Source organism: Paenarthrobacter sp. 4246 (assembly GCF_040546855.1).
Classification (GTDB): domain Bacteria; phylum Actinomycetota; class Actinomycetes; order Actinomycetales; family Micrococcaceae; genus Arthrobacter.
Genome location: NZ_JBEPOP010000001.1, coordinates 80,989 through 98,852, shown reverse-complemented (window position 1 = coordinate 98,852; position 17,864 = coordinate 80,989). Strand labels below are relative to the sequence as shown.

At 63.6% G+C, this 17,864-nt stretch carries 13 protein-coding genes; 10 read left to right on the top strand and 3 right to left on the bottom strand.

Going from position 1 to position 17,864, the window contains the following annotated elements; translation table 11 throughout:
- The first annotated feature begins 59 nt into the window (after positions 1-59).
- The 5 genes from glgX to ABIE35_RS00425 all read left to right on the top strand — a co-directional run bounded on the left by glgX (position 60) and on the right by ABIE35_RS00425 (position 8,851).
- The gene (glgX, locus tag ABIE35_RS00445) at positions 60-2,339 is read left to right on the top strand and encodes a glycogen debranching protein GlgX (RefSeq protein ID WP_354511935.1); all 2,280 of its coding nucleotides are present in this window, start codon (positions 60-62) and stop codon (positions 2,337-2,339) included.
- Complete coding sequence (gene treY / locus ABIE35_RS00440; RefSeq protein WP_354511934.1) at positions 2,336-4,648, top strand: malto-oligosyltrehalose synthase; 2,313 nt, start codon at positions 2,336-2,338, stop codon at positions 4,646-4,648. The genes glgX and treY overlap by 4 nt, the downstream gene beginning before the upstream one ends.
- A 58-nt stretch (positions 4,649-4,706) precedes the next feature.
- Positions 4,707-6,476 (top strand): malto-oligosyltrehalose trehalohydrolase, encoded by a 1,770-nt coding sequence (gene treZ, locus ABIE35_RS00435; protein WP_354512339.1) that lies wholly within the window; start codon positions 4,707-4,709, stop codon positions 6,474-6,476.
- A gap of 81 nt (positions 6,477-6,557) precedes the next feature.
- On the top strand, positions 6,558-7,595 hold the full coding sequence (gene mgrA / locus ABIE35_RS00430) for an L-glyceraldehyde 3-phosphate reductase (RefSeq protein ID WP_354511932.1): 1,038 nt from the start codon (positions 6,558-6,560) through the stop codon (positions 7,593-7,595).
- Positions 7,596-7,765: 170 nt separating this feature from the next.
- Positions 7,766-8,851 carry an inositol-3-phosphate synthase gene (locus tag ABIE35_RS00425; protein WP_354511931.1) on the top strand — a complete coding sequence of 362 codons (1,086 nt, stop codon included), beginning with the start codon at positions 7,766-7,768 and terminating at the stop codon, positions 8,849-8,851.
- A gap of 191 nt (positions 8,852-9,042) precedes the next feature.
- Here the strand turns inward: ABIE35_RS00425 and ABIE35_RS00420 are convergent, their stop codons facing one another.
- Both ABIE35_RS00420 and mshA read right to left on the bottom strand, forming a co-directional pair.
- Entirely contained in the window at positions 9,043-10,731 is a 1,689-nt protein-coding gene (locus ABIE35_RS00420; protein WP_354511929.1) for a formate--tetrahydrofolate ligase, read from the bottom strand.
- A gap of 103 nt (positions 10,732-10,834) precedes the next feature.
- Complete coding sequence (mshA, locus tag ABIE35_RS00415) at positions 10,835-12,079, bottom strand: D-inositol-3-phosphate glycosyltransferase (protein ID WP_354511928.1); 1,245 nt, start codon at positions 12,077-12,079, stop codon at positions 10,835-10,837.
- 125 nt (positions 12,080-12,204) lie between these two features.
- Here mshA and ABIE35_RS00410 point away from each other — a divergent pair, with 125 nt between their 5' ends.
- Positions 12,205-12,723: a GNAT family N-acetyltransferase gene (locus ABIE35_RS00410; protein ID WP_354511927.1), complete on the top strand. Its 519-nt coding sequence runs from the start codon at positions 12,205-12,207 to the stop codon at positions 12,721-12,723.
- On the opposite strand, the gene ABIE35_RS00405 is transcribed toward ABIE35_RS00410, so the two are convergent.
- Positions 12,704-14,101: a 6-phospho-beta-glucosidase gene (locus tag ABIE35_RS00405; protein WP_354511925.1), complete on the bottom strand. Its 1,398-nt coding sequence runs from the start codon at positions 14,099-14,101 to the stop codon at positions 12,704-12,706. The two genes, ABIE35_RS00410 and ABIE35_RS00405, sit on opposite strands and share 20 nt — an antisense overlap.
- 65 nt (positions 14,102-14,166) lie before the next feature.
- Here ABIE35_RS00405 and ABIE35_RS00400 point away from each other — a divergent pair, with 65 nt between their 5' ends.
- The 4 genes from ABIE35_RS00400 (at position 14,167) to tsaB (ending at position 17,862) form a co-directional block, all read left to right on the top strand.
- Entirely contained in the window at positions 14,167-15,261 is a 1,095-nt protein-coding gene (locus ABIE35_RS00400) for a carbohydrate kinase family protein (protein WP_354511923.1), read from the top strand.
- Between the two features lie 95 nt (positions 15,262-15,356).
- Positions 15,357-16,610: an alanine racemase gene (gene alr / locus ABIE35_RS00395; RefSeq protein WP_354511921.1), complete on the top strand. Its 1,254-nt coding sequence runs from the start codon at positions 15,357-15,359 to the stop codon at positions 16,608-16,610.
- On the top strand, positions 16,607-17,191 hold the full coding sequence (gene tsaE, locus ABIE35_RS00390) for a tRNA (adenosine(37)-N6)-threonylcarbamoyltransferase complex ATPase subunit type 1 TsaE (protein ID WP_354511920.1): 585 nt from the start codon (positions 16,607-16,609) through the stop codon (positions 17,189-17,191). The genes alr and tsaE overlap by 4 nt, the downstream gene beginning before the upstream one ends.
- Complete coding sequence (gene tsaB / locus ABIE35_RS00385) at positions 17,191-17,862, top strand: tRNA (adenosine(37)-N6)-threonylcarbamoyltransferase complex dimerization subunit type 1 TsaB (protein ID WP_354511918.1); 672 nt, start codon at positions 17,191-17,193, stop codon at positions 17,860-17,862. Before tsaE ends, tsaB begins: the two co-directional genes overlap by 1 nt.
- Positions 17,863-17,864 lie beyond the last annotated feature (2 nt).

The following is a 17,864-nucleotide window of genomic DNA, read 5'->3' as shown; positions in this document are numbered from 1 at the left end:
CGTGTCATGGGTCATGAGTAGGCTTGCAGCAGTTGTTCGCATCATCAAGAGGAGAACGCATGGAAGTCTGGCCTGGATCGGCTTATCCGCTGGGTGCCACCTTTGACGGCACCGGCACCAACTTCGCGCTGTTCAGCGAGAAGGCCGAAAGAGTAGAGTTGTGCCTCTTTGACGACGACGGCGGGGAAGTCCGCGTGGAAGTCACCGAGGTGGATGGTTACGTATGGCACTGCTACCTTCCGCAGGTTCAGCCGGGGCAAAAGTACGGTTACCGTGTGCACGGCCCCTACGACCCCGACGCCGGTCAGCGCTTCAACCCCAACAAGTTGCTGCTGGATCCTTACGCCAAGGCCATCCACCGGCAGATCGACTGGGACCCGGCGCTGTTCTCGTACAACCTGGGGGACCCGGATTCCCGCAATGATGAGGACTCCGCACCGCACATGATGCTGGGCGTCGTCATCAACCCGTTCTTTGACTGGGACGGAGACAAGCTTCTGCGGATTCCGTACCACAAGTCGGTCATTTACGAGGCCCACGTCAAGGGCTTGACGCAGATGCACCCGGAGGTACCCGAAGAACAGCGGGGCACGTATGCCGGTGTGGCCCACCCTGCGGTCATCTCGCACCTGCAGAAACTGGGAATCACCGCCATTGAACTGATGCCGGTGCACCAGTTTGTCAACGACGGCATTCTGCAGGACAAGGGCCTGAACAACTACTGGGGCTACAACACCATTGGTTTCTTTGCGCCCCACAACAGCTACAGCTCCAAGGGCGATACCGGCCAGCAGGTCCAGGACTTTAAGGCCATGGTGCGTGCCCTGCACACGGCGGGCATCGAAGTCATCCTGGACGTGGTGTACAACCACACGGCAGAGGGCAACCACCTGGGCCCCACGCTGTCTTTCAAGGGGATCGACAACTCCGCGTACTACCGCCTGGTGGAAGACGACCAGAAGTACTACATGGACTACACCGGCACGGGAAACTCGCTGAACGTCCGGAGCCCGCACTCCCTCCAACTGCTCATGGACTCCCTGCGGTACTGGGTGACCGAGATGCACGTGGACGGATTCCGCTTTGACCTCGCTTCCACGCTGGCCCGCGAGTTCTACGACGTCGACAAGCTTTCAACCTTCTTCGAACTGATCCAGCAGGATCCGGTGGTTTCCCAAGTGAAGCTCATAGCCGAGCCGTGGGACGTTGGTCCCGGCGGCTACCAGGTGGGCAACTTCCCGCCGCAGTGGACCGAATGGAACGGCCAGTACCGCGATACTGTCCGCGACTTCTGGCGCGGTGAACCGTCCACCTTGGGTGAATTCGCGTCCCGGTTGACCGGCTCCGCCGATCTGTATGAGCACTCGGGCCGCCGTCCCGTGGCATCGATCAACTTCGTCACTGCCCACGATGGCTTCACCCTGGCCGACCTCGTTTCCTACAACGAGAAACATAATGAGGCCAACGGCGAAGACAACAACGACGGCGAATCCCACAACCGCTCGTGGAACTGCGGCACCGAAGGACCCACCGAGGACCCCACAGTCCTGGGCCTGAGGGCGCGCCAACAGCGCAACTTCATCGCCACGCTTTTCCTCTCGCAAGGTGTACCCATGCTGCTCCACGGCGACGAGCTCGGCAGGACACAGCGCGGCAATAACAACGGCTACTGCCAGGACTCTGAACTGACGTGGATCAACTGGGAGAACGTGGACCAGCCGCTCATCGAGTTCACCGCTGCCGTGTGCGCCCTGCGTGCCAAGCACCCCAGCCTTCGGCGAAGCCGGTTCTTTGACGGACGCCCTGTGCTCCGGGGCGAAGGCGAACGACTGCCGGACATCGTATGGTTGGACGCTGACGCGAGCACCATGAGTCCCTCGGATTGGGATGAAGCGCTGGGACGCTCCGTTGGTGTGTTCCTGAACGGCGATGGCATTCACGGCCGTGATAACCAAGGCCGGCGTATTACCGACGTCAACTTCCTGCTCTACTTCAACGCGGATCAGGACGAGGTAGGCTTCCGGATTCCTTCGGATGAATACGCACCCGCATGGGATGTCATGATCGACACCGCGGGAGAAGGTGCCGAGGCGGGTGTCGTCAAACCGGACCAGATCCTCATGGTCGGCGCCAAGTCCTTGGTCGTGCTGCGTGCGCACAGCACTCCAGAGGTAGAGCCCGACCACTCTGTGGCAGCATCACTGGCTGCGCTGACCCAGACGAGCACTCCGGAAACGGCGTCCATCACGGCTCCTGCTGTGACGTCGCTGCCCTTCGACTACAAGGGAGACGCCCCGGCCGGCGAGGAGTCCGGAGCAACGAAGAAGGCGGACTCATGAGGACTCCCGTCTCAACGTACCGGCTCCAGATCAGGCCAGGACTGACACTCCAGGACGCGGCGGAGCTCACGGGCTACCTGCGGACCCTCGGGGTGGACTGGGTCTATGTCTCGCCCATCCTCACCGCGGAGGAGGGATCGGACCACGGTTATGACGTCACCGATCCTTCCACTGTGGATCCCTCGCGCGGTGGTACCGAGGGGCTCGCCGCACTCTCCAAGGCGGCCCGGGAACAGGGTTTGGGCATTCTGGCCGACATTGTGCCCAACCACATGGGCGTTGCTTCGGCCGGGCAGAACGCTTGGTGGTGGCAGCTCCTGAAGGAAGGCCGCGGGTCCAAGTACGCCGAGGCCTTCGACGTCGATTGGGATTTCGGTGGCGGGAAGATCCGTATTCCGGTCCTGGGCAGCGATGACGACCTGGAACAACTCACTGTGGTGGACGGTGAACTGCACTATTACGATCACCGTTTTCCCTTGGCCGAGGGCACTTTTGCCCCCGGTGACAGTCCCCAGGACGTCCATGCCCGGCAGCACTACCAGCTCATGGGCTGGCGCAGGGCCGACGCCGAACTGAACTACCGCCGGTTCTTCGCGGTCAATACCCTGGCTGGCGTCCGGGTGGAGGTCCCGTGGGTCTTCGAAGAGTCCCATGAAGAGATCGTCCGGTGGTTCCGTGAGCAACTGGTGGATGGGCTTAGGATCGACCATCCGGACGGCCTGGCGGATCCCGAGGGCTATCTGGCCAGGCTGCGGGAAGCAACGGGCGGTGCGTACCTGCTTGTCGAGAAAATCCTGGAGCCGGGGGAGCAGCTGCCGGACAGCTTCGACTGCGAAGGTACCACCGGTTACGACGCCCTCGCTGACGTGGACCGGCTCTTCGTGGACCCCGCAGCGGAGGAATACCTCGACTCACTCGATGCCAGGCTGCGGGATGCGGATGCCCCGGCGGACTACGAGGAGATGATCCACGGGACCAAACGCCGTATTGCGGATGGCATTCTGCGGTCAGAGATTCTGAGGCTCGCACGCCTGGTGCCTCCTTCCATGGACTTGCCGGCGGACAAGGTGGCTGATGCCATCGCGGAAGTCATTTGCTGCTTCCCGATCTACCGCACCTACCTCCCGTACGGTCAGGACGTCTTGGTTGAGTCCATCCGCCATGCTGCGGAAAACCGTGCAGACCTCAAAGCGGTCTTGGAAGACCTGACGCCGCTGCTGCTCGATTCCGCCGGCGCCTTGGCCCGGCGTTTCCAGCAGACCTCCGGCATGGTGATGGCCAAGGGCGTGGAGGACACAGCGTTCTTCCGCTACACCCGCTTGGGTACCCTCACCGAGGTGGGGGCCGATCCCACCGAGTTCGCCGTGTCCACCGGCGTCTTCCATGAGCGCATGGCCCGCCGCCAGCAGGTCCTTCCGTTGTCCATGACTACGCTGAGCACCCATGACACCAAGCGGAGCGAGGACGCCCGGGCGCGTATATCCGTGATTTCCGAGGCCGTCCCGGAGTGGGAACTCTTCCTGGGGACAGTCCAGGAGTTGGCCCCGATTCCGGACGGCCCGTTGGCCGCACTGGTGTGGCAGTCAGTTGTTGGTGCGTGGCCGGCAGACCGCGGACGTCTTCAGTCATATGCCCTGAAGGCGGCGCGTGAGGCCGGTAACTCAACAAATTGGACCGACCCCAACCAGGACTTCGAGCGCCACTTGGCTGCCGCCGTCGACTCTGTATTTGATGTCCCGGAGGTTGCAGCGGCGCTGGCCAACTTTGTCGCTGAGCTCGAACCGTACGGGACGTCCAACTCGTTGTCGGCCAAGTTGGTCCAGCTGACAATGCCCGGGGTTCCTGACGTCTACCAGGGCACAGAATTCCGGGACGGCTCCCTGACCGATCCTGACAACAGGCGACCCGTTGACTTCCAGGCCCGGATGACGGCCTTGGGAGAGCTGGACAACGGTGCTGCCCCACCGTTCACGGATGATGCAGCCAAGCTGCTGGTGGTGTCCCGGGCACTGCGGTTGCGGCGCGATCGGCCTGAGCTTTTCGGTGGATACTCGCCGGTGGTCGCACATGGTGCGGCCGCAGATCACGTGGTGGCCTTTGATCGCGGAGCTGATCGGCGCGGTGCCCTCACGGTTGCCACCCGGCTGCCCAAGCGACTTGCACGCCAAGGTGGCTGGCGTGAAACAGCCATCGAATTGTCCGTCAACGCCCGGGACGAACTCACCGGACACACGTACAGTGCAGGCACTGTCCCGTTGGCCACGTTGTTGGAGCAGTACCCGGTGGCACTGCTGGTGCCGACGGACTGACACTCAATACCGCAAACCATCACTGCAACGCACGCTTGAACACGCATAAGGGAGCATGATGCTGGAGCACGCTGCTGGAAAAAACCGCTACGACGTCTGGGCGCCGAACGCTGACTCGGTCCGGCTTGTTGCCGATGGACGTGAGTACGCCATGGAACACCACGACGCCGCCGCCCCGGGCTGGTGGCGGGCGCCGGCTGAGGTGGCTGGCCAGGAAAGTGACGGGGTGCCGTACGGGTACATCGTGGACGGAGAGGGTCCGTTCCCTGATCCGCGCTCGCGGAGGCAGCCGGACGGCGTGCACTCGTTGTCAGCCACGTTCGATCCCTCCGTCCATGAGTGGCAGGACTCGGCCTGGAAGGGCCGGCCGCTCAAGGGAGCCGTCATCTATGAGCTTCACCTGGGTACCTTCACCCCGGAAGGAACGCTGGATGCCGCCGCCGCCAAGCTGGACTACTTGGTGGACCTCGGAGTGGACTTCATCGAGTTGCTTCCGGTCAACGGTTTCAATGGTGTCCATAACTGGGGTTACGACGGAGTGCTTTGGTACGCCGTCCATGAGCCCTACGGCGGCCCGGCGGCGTACCAGCGGTTTGTGGACGCCGCGCATGCTGCCGGCTTGGGCGTCATCCAGGACGTCGTCTACAACCACCTTGGACCCAGCGGAAACTACCTGCCCAAGTTCGGTCCCTACCTGAAAACAGGGGAGGGAAATACGTGGGGTGACTCCGTCAACCTGGATGGCCCGGGCTCGGACGACGTCCGGCGCTACATCCTGGAGAACGCGGCGATGTGGCTCCGTGACTACCACGTGGACGGACTCCGCCTTGATGCCGTCCACGCGCTGCGTGACGAACGGGCCGTCCACATCCTGGAGGAGTTCGGGGCTTTGGGTGATCAGATCGAGGCCGAAACGGGAATTCCCCGGACTTTGATCGCGGAGTCGGACTTGAACAACCCGCGCCTCATTTATTCACGCAAGGACAATGGATACGGACTTGACGGCCAGTGGAGCGACGATTTCCACCACGCCGTTCACGTCAACCTGAGCGGGGAAACCACCGGCTACTACGCGGACTTCGATTCACTGGCGGTCCTGGCGAAGGTGCTGGAGCATGGATTCCTTCACGATGGCAGTTACTCCAGCTTCCGCGGACGGCACCACGGCCGGCCCATCCGCAGGGATCTGGCGCATCCGTCAGCTTTGGTTGTCTGCCTCCAGAACCACGACCAAATCGGCAACCGCGCCATCGGTGACCGCCTCACTGCGTCGCTGTCCTATGGGAAGCTGGCCATTGGTGCGGTGCTGACCATGACATCTCCGTTTACGCCCATGCTCTTCATGGGCGAGGAATTCGGTGCGTCCACGCCATGGCAGTTCTTCACCTCCCACCCGGAGCCCGAGCTCGGGAAGGCTACCGCAGAGGGCCGCATCAAGGAATTTGAACGCATGGGGTGGGACCCCGCGGTGGTGCCGGACCCACAGGACCCGGAAACCTTCCACCGGTCCAAACTCAAATGGGACGAAGTTGGCGAGGGAAACCATGCACGCCTGCTTCAGCTGTACAAGGATTTAGCACAGGTGCGCCGAAACACCCCCGAGCTGGTGGACGGTGGCTTCGGCAGCACCGTGGTGGAATACGACGACGACGAACACTGGCTGCAGTTCTCCCGCGGCACCGTTCGGGTGGTGTGCAACTTCGGTGACGAGGCACTCGGGACACCCCTCAGCGGCTCCATGTTGCTGGCCACTGACCCTGAAGCAGTCCTCGATGAGGGGACACTGACGCTTCCCGGCGGGAGCGCCGTCGTCGTACGCGTCAACTAAGCCATACTCAATCCGGGGTGACGGCGCCCACATGGCGGACAGCGCCGTCACCCTGGATTGTGCAGTGGCAGGATGGTACGTATGACTTATTCGGCCGCGGAAAACCGCTACGAAACCATGCCCTACCGCCGCGTCGGACGCAGTGGACTCAAGCTCCCCGCCATCTCGCTGGGCCTCTGGCACAACTTCGGCGACGACAAACGGTTTGACGAACAGCGCGCCATCCTGCGCCGCGCGTTCGATCTCGGTGTCAACCACTTCGACCTCGCCAACAATTACGGACCCCCGGACGGCTCAGCCGAGACCAACTTCGGGCGCCACCTGAAGGATGATTTCAAGCCGTACCGTGACGAACTGGTCATCTCCACCAAGGCCGGTTACTACATGTGGCCCGGTCCGTACGGCGAGTGGGGATCCCGCAAGTACCTGATTTCCAGCCTGGACCAGTCGCTGGAGCGCATGGGCCTGGACTATGTGGACATTTTCTACAGCCACCGTCCCGACCCTGAGACTCCGCTGGAAGAAACCATGGGCGCCTTGGACTACGCTGTCCGATCCGGCAAAGCGCTTTACGCCGGCATCTCCTCCTACACCCCGGAGCAGACCCTTGAAGCTGCCCGGATCCTTAAGGAGCTGGGAACGCCGTTGCTCATCCACCAGCCCAGCTACTCCATGCTGAACCGCTGGACGGAGGACGGCTCACCCAATCTCTACGAGGCACTGGATCAAGTAGGCGCCGGATCCATCGCGTTCTCGCCCCTGGCCCAAGGCATGCTCACCAACCGCTACCTCAACGGCGTACCGGCCGATTCCCGGGCCGCCAAGGAGCGGTTCCTGTCCGAATCACAGCTGACCGAGGAGAAGCTGGACCGGGTGCGTGGGCTGAACGCCATCGCCGAAGGGCGCGGGCAGACGCTGGCCCAGATGGCTATCGCTTGGATCCTGCGCGACCAACCGAAGGGCTCACCCGTGACCTCGGCGCTGGTTGGTGCCTCAAGCGTGGCCCAGCTCGAGGACACGCTCAGTGCCATCAACAACCTGAAGTTCACCACCGACGAGCTCACCGCCATCGACGAGTTTGCCGTGGAATCGGACATCAACCGGTGGGCCCAAAAGTAGCCTGCTGACCTTCGCCATAAAACAGCAGGGACCGGCCGGGAACAAAGCCGGCCCCTGCTGTGTTGGTTACAATGCAATAGTGCGCCGAATGGCGCCGTGCCAATCAGTCGTGCCCTGGACTCAGTCAGGGCTGCGCCTGGCACATGAGGTTTAGTTCTCAAAGGAGTTCCGTGTCTTCACATCCGATTCGTGTTGCCATTGTCGGCGTAGGTAACTGCGCCGCATCGCTGGTCCAAGGTGTTCAGTACTACCGCGACGCTGACCCCAAGGCCACGATCCCGGGTCTGATGCACGTCGAGTTCGGCCAGTACCACGTCAACGACGTCCAGTTCGTTGCTGCCTTTGATGTAGACAGCAAGAAGGTTGGACTGGACCTCGCCGACGCCATCGGAGCGAGCGAAAACAACACCATCAAGATCGCCGACGTGCCGGCTACCGGAGTCACCGTCCAGCGCGGGCACACGCTCGACGGCTTGGGCAAGTACTACCGCGAGACCATCGTTGAAGCCCCCGAAGAGACCGTGGACATCGTCGCAGCGCTGCGCGAGGCCAAGGCTGACGTCATGGTCTGCTACCTGCCCGTCGGTTCGGACCAGGCTGCAAAGTTCTACGCCCAGTGCGCCATCGACGCCGGTGTAGCGTTCGTCAACGCCCTGCCCGTCTTCATCGCCGGAACCAAGGAGTGGGCTGACAAGTTCACCGAGGCCGGTGTCCCGATCGTGGGCGATGACATCAAGAGCCAGATCGGTGCCACCATCACGCACCGCGTCATGGCCAAGCTCTTCGAAGACCGCGGCGTCACCCTGGACCGCACGTACCAGCTGAATGTCGGTGGCAACATGGACTTCAAGAACATGCTGGAGCGCGACCGTCTCGAGTCCAAGAAGATCTCCAAGACCCAGGCTGTGACCTCCAACGTTGAGGCCGAGCTGCACGCCGATGACGTCCACATCGGGCCGTCCGACTACGTTGCCTGGCTTGATGACCGCAAGTGGGCCTTCGTCCGCCTCGAAGGCCGCAACTTCGGTGACGCCCCGGTGTCCCTCGAATACAAGCTCGAGGTTTGGGATTCCCCGAACTCCGCAGGTGTCATCATCGATGCCATCCGTGCCGCCAAGATCGGCCTGGACCGCGGCATCGGCGGCCCGCTGCTTTCCGCTTCCAGCTACTTCATGAAGTCCCCGCCGGAGCAGTTCAACGACGACCTCGCCCGCGACAAGGTTGAGGCTTTCATCCGCGGCGACATCGAGCGCTAAACACTCCTCGTAAACCAAACGCCCCCGTATCCGATACGGGGGCGTTTGTCGTTTCCCGAACCTTCTCTCACATCCCTCGGGTTTGGGGCGGATGCTCTCTCACTTTCTTTAAAAGAGTGAGAGAGGGTGGGGCTGAAGGGCGCGGGTTGTGAGAGAGGGTGGGGCTGAAGGGCGCGGGTTGTGAGACAGGGCTAGAAGAGGCCCGTGGGTTGTCCTTCAGCGTCCACGTCCATGCGCATCGCGGCTGGCTCCTTGGGCAGTCCGGGCATGGTCATGACAGCGCCGGTCAACGCGACAATGAACCCGGCGCCGGTCTTGGGGATCAGCTCGCGGACGTGCACCGTGAATCCCTTGGGCGCCCCCAGCCGGGAGGCGTCGTCTGTGAAGGAATACTGTGTCTTGGCCATGCAGACGGGGAAGTCGGACCAGCCGTTCTTTTCGATCTCCGCGAGGCGCTTCAGGGCAGGAACCGAGAATTCGACGCCGTCTGCCCCGTAGATCTCCTGCACGATGGTCCTGATCTTGTCCTCCACAGGGATTTCCAGCGGGTAGAGGTGGTGGAAATCGGATGGCGCGTCCAGGGCAGCTGCCACCTTGGCAGCGAGGTCGTCACCACCGTCGCCTCCGCCGCCCCGGCCCCAGACATCGGCGACGGCGGCTTCAACACCTTCCGCGGCGCACCAGGCGAGCAGCCACTCCAGTTCCTCGGGGGTGTCCGTGGCGAACTTGTTGATGGACACGATGGGGGAGATGCCGAACTTGGCAACGTTGCGGACGTGCCTCCGGAGGTTCTCCACCCCGGCGGCCACGGCCTCGACGTTCGGTTGGCTGAGCTGGTCCTTGGGGACCCCGCCCTGCATCTTGAGGGCCCTGATGGTCGCAACCACCACGACGGCGGATGGCGCCACCGCGGCGATTCTCGCCTTGATGTCCATGTACTTTTCGGCGCCGAGGTCTGCCCCGAATCCGGCTTCGGTGACTACGATGTCGGCGAGTTGCATGGCCGTGCTGGTGGCGATCAACGAGTTGCAGCCGTGGGCGATGTTCGCGAACGGGCCACCATGAACCAAAGCAGGTGTCCCGGCGATGGTTTGGACGAGGTTGGGTTTGATGGCGTCCTTCAACAGCATGGTCAGGGCACCCTCAACGCCGAGGTCAGCAACGGTGACCGGCGCACGATCGTAGGTGTAGCCAAAGGTGATCCGGCCCAGCCGCGAGCGGAGGTCGTCCAAGTCCGTCACCAGGCAGAAGACCGCCATGATTTCGGACGCGACGGTGATGTCGAAGCCGTCCTGCCGGGGCACGCCTTGCACGGGGCCGCCGAGGCCGATGACCACTTCCCGCAGGGACCGGTCGTTCATGTCCAGCACGCGTTTGAAGGTCATGCGGCGGGGATCGATACCGAGTTCGTTGCCTTGGAAAATATGGTTGTCCACCAGTGCCATGAGGGCGTTGTTGGCGGATGTGATCGCATGGAAGTCGCCGGTGAAGTGAAGGTTGATGTCATCCATTGGCAACACCTGCGAGTAACCACCGCCGGTGGCTCCGCCCTTCATGCCCAGGATGGGACCCAAAGAGGGCTCGCGCAGGGCGATCATCACTTTGTGTCCGGCGCGTGCCAGTGAGTCTGCGAGCCCCACGGTGGTGGTGGACTTCCCTTCACCGGCGGGGGTGGGGGACATGGCAGACACCAGGACCACCTTGCCAGGTGCAGTGCGTGCCGGGAGTACCAACTTGGCTGGATTGATCTTGGCCTTGTAGGGCCCGTACAGCTCAAGGGCATCTGCTGTGATGCCCGCGCGTTGGGCGATGTCCACAATGGGCAGGATGGTGGCGTTGCGGGCAATTTCAAGATCAGACATGACCTTGTTCTCAGACATCGTTGTCCTTCGGCTGGGTGTCCCCGCAGCGGGCTTGGTGCTGCAGGCGTTGGTTCGCTGTGCGCGACAATCTATCAGTCCCGGCGGGGGATTCAGCGAAGACTCAGCGCCGGGGAACCAGCAGTCCACCTACGGCTTCGCGGTAGCTTTCCAAGGTAATGGCTGCCGTCCGCTGCCATCCGAAGGATTCGGCGTGGGTGGCCGCCAGCCGGCCCATGTCTTCCCGGGTCTGGACGTCGTCGTAGAGGTCTTCCAAGGCGTTTGCCCAGTCAGAGGGGTCGTGCCCGTCCACCAGGATGCCCGTGCGCCCGTCGGAAATGGCGCGGGACAGGCCACCGACGTTGGTAGCCACCACAGGTGTACCGCACGCCTGTGCTTCCAAGGCCACCAAACCGAAGGATTCGCTGAACGACGGCATGACCACGACGTCTGCTGAACGGAACCAACTGGCCAGCTCCGGCGCCACTACAGGCGGCCGGTGAGTGACGACGTCGGCCAGCCCGGCGTCTTCAATGATGTGCTGAAGGTTGAAATCCTTGGCCCCGCTAAGAGATCCCAGGATAGTCATCTCAAGGTCTATGTCCGGCCGGCGCATGCGAAGGATTCCCGCGGCTTTGACGAACACCTGGGGGCCCTTGAGCCGCTGGATGCGGCCGGCGAAGAGGATATGGAAACTGTCGGGCCTAACATCCCGCAAGGATCGTGACTTCCGCCGGAAGGACGGTGTGAACACTTTGAGGTCCACGCCCGGAGGGGCGACGTCGATCCGGTCAAGATCGGCCCCGTAGTGGGAAACCAGTTCTTCGGCCTCCGCTGGAGTGTTGGCCACCAGCCGGTCTGCGCCATCCACGATCCGCTGCTCACCCTCCTCGCGGCGCCGGGGCTCGGGGCGTTCACCGGATTCGAGGACCAGGTTTTTGACCTTGGCCATGGTGTGCATGGTGTGGACCAGCGGAACACCCCAGAGCTGGGACAACTCAAGACCTGCCACCCCGGAAACCCAGTAGTGCGAATGGATGGCATCGTAGCGGCCGTGAAGTTGGCTTCCCCGGATCCTGTCGATTTCTTCCACCATCTGATGCAGGAGGGCAGGCAATTCTTCTTTGGGCAGTTTCCGGCGCGGCCCGGCCATGACGTTGTGGACGCAGACGCCGGGACCTGGATGTTCGACGGCGGGTTGGCCCGCTTTGGTGGAACGGGTAAAGATCTCCACCTCCACCCCGGACTCCGCGAGTGCCATGGCCAACGCCCGTACGTAGACGTTCATCCCACCGGCATCTCCGGCCCCCGGCTGCTCCATGGGGGAGGTGTGCAAGGACAGGAACGCCACACGACGGATCAACGGCACCGCATTCCTCCTGACACTCACAGCAAACAGCAAACAGCCAACACGCCTTTGCCCTGCAGAAAACACTACTCCTGCTGATCAAAGCCACCCCACGGCAACCCGGTGATGTGGACAAGGCTGCTAGCGTGGCCGCTGTGAGCCAAGAACAGACTTTCGACATCCGCAAAGCCACTCCTGAAGACTGGCCCGGTATCTGGGCCATCCTGGAGCCGGTTATCCGGGCCGGCGAGACCTTCACCTGGGATCGCGACACCTCCGAGGAAGCGGCCAGGAACAAGTGGACCAAGGACGCTCCCGGCCAGACGTTCGTGGCCGTGGGCAAGGACTCGGGCCAGATCCTGGGAACAGGAGAGTTCCACGCCAACCAAGCCGGTGGCGGCAACCACATTGCCAACGCCGGGTACATGGTGGGGGCCAACAACTCAGGCCAGGGCATCGCCCGCGCCCTCTGCGCTTATTCGCTGAGTGAGGCCAAGGCGGCGGGCTTCTACGCCATGCAGTACAACGCCGTGGTGGAGAGCAACGTCCGGGCAGTGTGGCTGTGGCAGTCCATGGGCTTCCGGATCCTCGCTACGGTCCCGGAGGCCTTTGACCACCCGGAGATCGGGTACGTCGGCCTGCACGTTATGTACCGGAAGCTGTAGGGCCCCACAACTGCGCCAGTTCGGGAAAGGCTGCCTCGTACCCGGTGAGGAGTAGTTCGCCCAGCTCCGCCGATCCGATCAAGGGATGCGCCGCGAAGGCACCCACGGCAGCGCTGCGCTCTCCATGCACCACGGCGCGGATAGTGAGTCGTTCCACCTCCTTGACGTGCTGCATCAGCGTGAGGAACTGCCCGCCCGGCCGTTCCTGCGCAAGCGGCAACGCGCCGTCGGGCGTTACCTCGCAGGGAACCTCGACGACGGCGTCCGCCGGCAGCCCGGGCACGGCCACGTCCGCTGTGCCCGGGCCGCCTGCTGGCGACACCGGCGAGTTGGGCACGTTCAGAATCAGCTGGGCAGAACCCCGGCCTGACAGTGCCCGCATCACGGACAACGCCACGCGCTCATAGCCACCGCCTGCGAGATCAGACTCGTCCCGTTGCTCTCCTTGCGTGCGGGCCTCGGCCAGGTAACCTTCCTCGCGGGACCGGCGGGCGCTGTCCCAGAGCTCAAAGGCGTGCGGGGCCCTGGCCAAGGCCGGATACAGGGCACTCTGCTGGTGATGTATGGACACTCCCCGCGTTTCCTGCTGCCGGCGGATGGCGTCGGTAGCCTGTGCCGTTTGGTAGTAGTAGTAAAGGTATTCGTTGGGCAGGCAGCCAAGCTGCAGCAGGGTGTGCTGCCCAAACAGCCTGCCCTCTTCCATGGACTCAAGGGCGGTATGGTCCGAAAGCAGGACCGGCAACAGATCCTGCCCGCCGGGTGCCAGCCGATACAGCCAGCCGAGGTGGTTCAGCCCGAAGTAGCCCACGCCGTCGAGCGTTCCTTCTGCCAGCGGCGCGCCAACAGCCCTGGCCGCCCGTTGGACCAGACCACCGGCGGAATCGCAGATACCGATCACTTTGCGCCCCAGCACTGGCTCCAGTGCTTCGGTGACCATGCCGGCGGGGTTGGTGAAATTGATGAGCCACGCCTCGGGGCAGTGGCGTCGCATCGCCTCGGCGAGTTCCAGCATGCGGGGGATGGAACGGAGAGCATAGGAGATGCCGCCGGCGCCTGTGGTTTCCTGCCCAAGCAGGCCCAGGTCCAGGGCCACGCGTTCGTCGGAGATCCTTCCAACAGTGCCACCGTGCCGGATGGCAGCAAAGACCATGTCCGCCCCTGTGAGGGCCTCCCGAAGGTCCGTGGAAACTACGACGACGGGCGTGGAACCGCCCGCCGGGGGCATGTCTCCAATCACGGCCTCAATGGCTGCGAGCCGTGCGGCGTCGACGTCGTACAGCACCAGCTCTTCCACCAGCCCGGCGAACGGACCCGCACATAAAGCCCGGTAGACAAGGGGTACCCGGAAGCCGCCGCCGCCGGCAATCATGAGCCGCATGACCCGAGTCTATGCAGGCCTCCACATCTATGCAGCCCAGTACGGTGCAGCGTAGTCTGCGGTGCATGGACGCTATGCCCCAGCGACGTTTTGATCCCCTTGCTTCCCTACGGTCCACTGCGGACCAGCAGTGCGACCTCCTCCTGACCGGAACGGTCTTCCAGGACATCATCTTCACGGGTCTTCCGCACTCGCCCGAACCGGGCACGGAGATCTGGAGCGAGGGCATGGGAAGCTGCCCGGGCGGGGTAGCCAACCAAGCCATCGCCGCTGCGCGCCTGGGCCTGCGCACCAATCTCGCCGCGACCTTCGGGGACGACGGCTACGGCGACTACAACTGGCAGATCCTTGAAGGCCAGGAACACGTGGACCTCTCGCTGTCCAGAAAGGTACCGGGCTGGCACTCACCCGTCACAGTTTCCCTCTGCGTCAACCAGGACCGGTCCATGGTCACCCACGGGCACCCCGCCCCTGTTAGTTCGTCCGAGCTGATAGGACAACCGCCCAAGGCGCTCGCCGCCGTCGCTGACCTCGGTGAGGAAATGGAGCCGTGGATGCTGGCGGCCAAGGAAGCGGGCACCAAGCTTTTTGGCGTGGTGGGCTGGGATCCCACGGGGGAGTGGTCCGAACGGCGCCTGGATCTTTTGGAGAACTTCCATGCCTTCCTGCCAAACGCGCCCGAAGCCATGGCCTTTACCGGCAAGGCGGACCCATGGGCGGCGCTGTACTCCTTGGCAGACCGGGTGCCCGTTGCCGTGGTGACGCTCGGCCCGCAGGGAGCCGTGGCGGTGGACTCCGAGACCGGCGAGGAGGAATGGGTGCCTTCCCTGCCGGTGTCCGCCTACGATCCCACCGGTGCGGGCGACTGTTTTGGGGCTGCCTTCATTGTGGGGTGCTTGGCAGGGTGGAGGTTGGGGGACCGGCTCCGGTTCGCCAACCTCTGTGCCTCCCTGGCCGTCCAGGAAGTGGGTGGTTCGCTGGCGGCCCCCGGGTGGGGCGACATCGCCGACTGGTGGCAGCGGGCCAACGCGCGGAAGGAACGCCAATCCAGCCAGTGGCTTCGGCGCTTTGCGTTCTTGGAACCCATAGTCAAAGACATCCCGGCGGAAGCGCAGCGACGCGCAGGGGCAACGATCGCGCATTTGTCGGACGCGCAGTAGTGATGCGCAATGACGATGCGCAATCTCAAGGCGGAGCGGGGCGCCGGCTGGCCGGCAGTTAACCCGAATTCACCGGCACCACTAGAATCTCTAGGGTGACTTACGAAGCAGCTGCAGATATCGGTATCGGGTCGAAAGCCTCCATAGCAAAGTCGGCGGTGCTGGAACGCTCCGCCGTGATTGACCTCGAAGCCGTGCGGCACAACGTGCGTCAGTTCGTCGCCATCGCGTCCCCTGCTACGGTCATGGCCGTAGTGAAGGCGGACGCTTACGGTCACGGAGCCGTCCAGGTGGCACGTGCAGCGCTCGACGCCGGGGCCGCCTGGCTCGGTGTCGCGCACATCTCCGAGGCGCTCGCCTTGCGCGCCGCCGGAGTGGATGCCCCGTTGCTCGCCTGGCTGCACACCCGTGAAAGCAACTTCCAAGCGGCAGTCGCCGCCGGCGTCGACGTCGGAATTTCCGGCTGGGAGTTGGACGCCGTGGTCGCGGCAGCCCGCGAACAGGAACGGCCCGCACGCGTCCACCTCAAGGTGGACACCGGCCTGGGACGTAACGGCTGCCCCATTGCCGATTGGGACCAATTGGTTGGCCAGGCCATGGAGTACCAGGATCAAGGCCTGTTGCGAGTGGTGGGTATCTTCTCCCACCTCGCCGTAGCTGACGAGCCGCACCGCCCGGAAACCGATGAGCAACTGGCCGTCTTCCGTGAGGCAATCGCCATGGCCGAGGACGCCGGAGTGGACATGGAAGTCCGGCATATCGCCAACACCCCTGCCGCGCTGTCCCGCCCTGACTCACACTTCGATCTTGTGCGTGTGGGCCTCGGCATCTACGGACTCTCGCCCTTCGAAGGGGCTACGTCCGCTGAGCTTGGCCTACACCCGGCCATGACGGTCCGCACGCTCCTGTCCAACTGCAAGAAGGTGCCTACCGGCCAGGGCGTCTCCTACGGCCTCAACTACCGGACCAGCGGGGAAAGCACGCTGGGCCTGGTGCCCTTGGGCTATGCCGATGGTGTCCCGCGCATTGGCACCGGCGGCCCGGTCCGCGTCAACGGCACCAACTACCCGGTAGTGGGCAGGATCGCGATGGACCAGATGGTCATCGACCTTGGAGCACTGACGGCCGAAGAGGCAGCCGCTTTCAAAGGCGCGGAGGCCGTCATGCTCGGCGACGGTGCCGACGGCGGTCCCACGGCTGACGATTGGGCGGCGGCCGCGGGGACCAACAACTATGAAATTGTTACCCGCATCAGCCAACGCGTGCCACGCACTTACATTAACGAGGTGCCTGCGCAGGCAGGGGCCCACGAGGCTGCCGGCCACGCGACAGAGACGGCAGTGCTGTGAGCGAACCCCAATGGGAGCGCACGTTGACGGTCACGACGGCGGAGCAGACGCATGCGCTCGCAGCAGCTTTGGGTGGGGTGCTTGAGGCCGGGGATCTCTTGGTCCTGACCGGCGAACTGGGAGCGGGTAAGACGACGTTCACCCAAGGGCTGGGCGAAGGCCTTGGCGTCCGCGCCGGTATCATTTCCCCCACGTTTGTGTTGGTCAGGATCCACCCCAATCTGGCCGATGGCCCCAGACCCGGCGGCCCAGACCTGGTCCATGTGGATGCCTACCGGCTGGAATCGGCCGCGGAGATCGACGACATCGATCTGGAGAACACCATGGACACCGCGGTGACCGTGGTGGAATGGGGCCGGGACCGGGTGGAGCACCTCTCGGACAGCCGCCTGGAGGTCGAACTGCACCGCTCTGTTGGTGGGGAAAGCCCGGGAACCACCACCGGAGCAGCCGGGGACGTCATGGACTTCGATACCGATGACGACGACGAACCCCGCAGCCTTGTTTTCCGTGGATACGGTCCCCGCTGGACCGAAGCTCCGCGAGTGCTCGAAACCACGTCACCAGAGAAGGGCAACTGATGCTGATCCTGGCCATAGACACCTCCGCGGTGGCCAGTGCCGCACTGATTTCCGACGACGCCATGGAAGGCGTGGTGGATTCCTTCGCTACTGAGGACACCCGCAGCCATGCCGAAGTCCTGGCTCCCGGGATCGAAAAGCTCCTGGCAGGAGCGGGAGTCACGGGCGCCGATATCGATGCAATCGTCACCGGAGTGGGACCGGGCCCCTTCACGGGCCTGCGCTCCGGCATTGCGACCGCCCGAACCTTGGCTTTCGTCTGGAACAAGCCCCTGTATGGCCTGATGAGCCTGGATGCGATCGCCCTTGAAGTGGCCGGGTCCACGTCCGCTGCTCCTGAATTCCTGGTGGCCACCGATGCCAGGCGCAAGGAGGTTTACTGGGCGCGCTACACCTTGGCAGACGGCCAACTGCCAGAGCTTGTTGACGGGCCGCATGTGGGTTTCGCTTCCGGGCTTCCGGATTTGCCGGTGTTCGGTGCCGGCGCAGGTTTGTACGCCGAGGTCCTGAAGGCCAACGAGGACTTTGCCAGGACCCAGCCGGACGCAGCATCGCTGGGTCAGTTTGCCTTGGCCAAGCTCACCGCCGGGCAGGCGCTGCTGGACTCCACTCCGCTGTATCTGCGGGAATCCGACGCGCAGGTTCCCGGGCCCCGGAAGCGTGCGCTGTGATG